Genomic DNA, 2,914 nt, shown 5'->3' with positions numbered 1-2,914 from the left:
ACGAGACAGACTCGTTATAGGGTCAAGCGAACAAGTGCATGTGGTGGATGCCTTGGCGATCACAGGCGATGAAGGACGCGGTAGCCTGCGAAAAGCTACGGGGAGCTGGCAAACAAGCTTTGATCCGTAGATGTCCGAATGGGGAAACCCACTCCTTTTGGAGTATCCATGGCTGAATACATAGGCCATGCGAAGCGAACGCGGTGAACTGAAACATCTAAGTAACCGCAGGAAAAGAAATCAACCGAGATTCCCAAAGTAGTGGCGAGCGAAATGGGATGAGCCTTGCACTCTTTATTTGTATTGTTAGCCGAACGCTCTGGAAAGTGCGGCCATAGCAGGTGATAGCCCTGTAGGCGAAAACAGTATGAAAGAACTAGGTGTGCGACAAGTAGGGCGGGACACGTGAAATCCTGTCTGAAGATGGGGGGACCATCCTCCAAGGCTAAATACTCGTGATCGACCGATAGTGAACCAGTACCGTGAGGGAAAGGCGAAAAGAACCCCGGGAGGGGAGTGAAATAGATCCTGAAACCGCATGCATACAAACAGTCGGAGCCTCGTAAGGGGTGACGGCGTACCTTTTGTATAATGGGTCAGCGACTTACGTTCAGTAGCAAGCTTAACCGTATAGGGCAGGCGTAGCGAAAGCGAGTCCGAATAGGGCGTTCAGTTGCTGGGCGTAGACCCGAAACCAGGTGATCTATCCATGGCCAGGATGAAGGTGCGGTAACACGTACTGGAGGTCCGAACCCACTAACGTTGAAAAGTTAGGGGATGAGCTGTGGATAGGGGTGAAAGGCTAAACAAACCTGGAAATAGCTGGTTCTCTCCGAAAACTATTTAGGTAGTGCCTCGTGTCTCACCTTCGGGGGTAGAGCACTGTCATGGTTGGGGGGTCTATTGCAGATTACCCCGCCATAGCAAACTCCGAATACCGAAGAGTGCAATCACGGGAGACAGACATCGGGTGCTAACGTCCGGTGTCAAGAGGGAAACAACCCAGACCGCCAGCTAAGGTCCCCAAATATAGCTAAGTGGGAAACGAAGTGGGAAGGCTAAAACAGTCAGGAGGTTGGCTTAGAAGCAGCCACCCTTTAAAGAAAGCGTAATAGCTCACTGATCGAGTCGTCCTGCGCGGAAGATGTAACGGGGCTAAGCTATATACCGAAGCTGCGGATGCGTGCTTAGCACGCATGGTAGGAGAGCGTTCCGTAAGCCTGCGAAGGTGCGTTGAAAAGCGTGCTGGAGGTATCGGAAGTGCGAATGCTGACATGAGTAGCGATAAAGGGGGTGAAAGGCCCCCTCGCCGTAAGCCCAAGGTTTCCTACGCAACGTTCATCGGCGTAGGGTGAGTCGGCCCCTAAGGCGAGGCAGAAATGCGTAGCTGATGGGAAGCAGGTCAATATTCCTGCACCATTGTTAGATGCGATGGGGGGACGGATCGCGGAAGGTTGTCCGGGTGTTGGAAGTCCCGGTCGCTGCATTGGAGAAGGCGCTTAGGCAAATCCGGGCGCAGGATTCAAGGGTGTGGCGCGAGCTCCTTAGGGAGCGAAGCAATTGGAAGTGGTTCCAAGAAAAGCCTCTAAGCTTCAGTCTAACGATGACCGTACCGCAAACCGACACAGGTGGGCGAGATGAGTATTCTAAGGCGCTTGAGAGAACTCGGGAGAAGGAACTCGGCAAATTGGTACCGTAACTTCGGGATAAGGTACGCCCTTGTAGCTTGATGCGCCTGCGCGCAGAGGGTGAAGGGGTTGCAATAAACTGGTGGCTGCGACTGTTTAATAAAAACACAGCACTCTGCAAACACGAAAGTGGACGTATAGGGTGTGACGCCTGCCCGGTGCCGGAAGATTAAATGATGGGGTGCAAGCTCTTGATTGAAGTCCCGGTAAACGGCGGCCGTAACTATAACGGTCCTAAGGTAGCGAAATTCCTTGTCGGGTAAGTTCCGACCTGCACGAATGGCGTAACGATGGCCACACTGTCTCCTCCCGAGACTCAGCGAAGTTGAAGTGTTTGTGATGATGCAATCTACCCGCGGCTAGACGGAAAGACCCCATGAACCTTTACTGTAGCTTTGCATTGGACTTTGAACCGATCTGTGTAGGATAGGTGGGAGGCTATGAAACCGGAACGCTAGTTTCGGTGGAGCCGTCCTTGAAATACCACCCTGGTTTGTTTGAGGTTCTAACCTTGGTCCGTGATCCGGATCGGGGACAGTGCATGGTAGGCAGTTTGACTGGGGCGGTCTCCTCCCAAAGCGTAACGGAGGAGTACGAAGGTACGCTAGGTACGGTCGGAAATCGTGCTGATAGTGCAATGGCATAAGCGTGCTTAACTGCGAGACCGACAAGTCGAGCAGGTGCGAAAGCAGGTCATAGTGATCCGGTGGTTCTGTATGGAAGGGCCATCGCTCAACGGATAAAAGGTACTCTGGGGATAACAGGCTGATACCGCCCAAGAGTTCATATCGACGGCGGTGTTTGGCACCTCGATGTCGGCTCATCTCATCCTGGGGCTGTAGCCGGTCCCAAGGGTATGGCTGTTCGCCATTTAAAGAGGTACGTGAGCTGGGTTTAAAACGTCGTGAGACAGTTTGGTCCCTATCTGCCGTGGGCGTTGGATATTTGAAGGGGGCTGCTCCTAGTACGAGAGGACCGGAGTGGACGAACCTCTGGTGTACCGGTTGTCACGCCAGTGGCATCGCCGGGTAGCTATGTTCGGAAGAGATAACCGCTGAAAGCATCTAAGCGGGAAACTCGCCTTAAGATGAGATATCCCTGGGGACTAGATCCCCTTGAAGGGTCGTTCGAGACCAGGACGTTGATAGGTCAGGTGTGTAAGCGCAGTAATGCGTTCAGCTAACTGATACTAATTGCCCGTAAGGCTTGATCCTATAACAAGTCTG

General features: G+C 52.8%; 1 rRNA gene. It reads left to right on the top strand.

The window, feature by feature from the left end:
* Positions 1-20: 20 nt before the first annotated feature.
* Positions 21-2,902: ribosomal RNA gene (locus tag DIE12_RS37580) — 23S ribosomal RNA — on the top strand.
* The last annotated feature ends 12 nt before the right edge of the window (positions 2,903-2,914 follow it).

It is taken from the genome of Burkholderia sp. Bp9015 (assembly GCF_003853505.1).
Classification (GTDB): domain Bacteria; phylum Pseudomonadota; class Gammaproteobacteria; order Burkholderiales; family Burkholderiaceae; genus Burkholderia.
The sequence above is the reverse complement of the archived record's forward strand: the minus strand, read 5'-3'. Positions and strand labels throughout refer to the sequence as shown.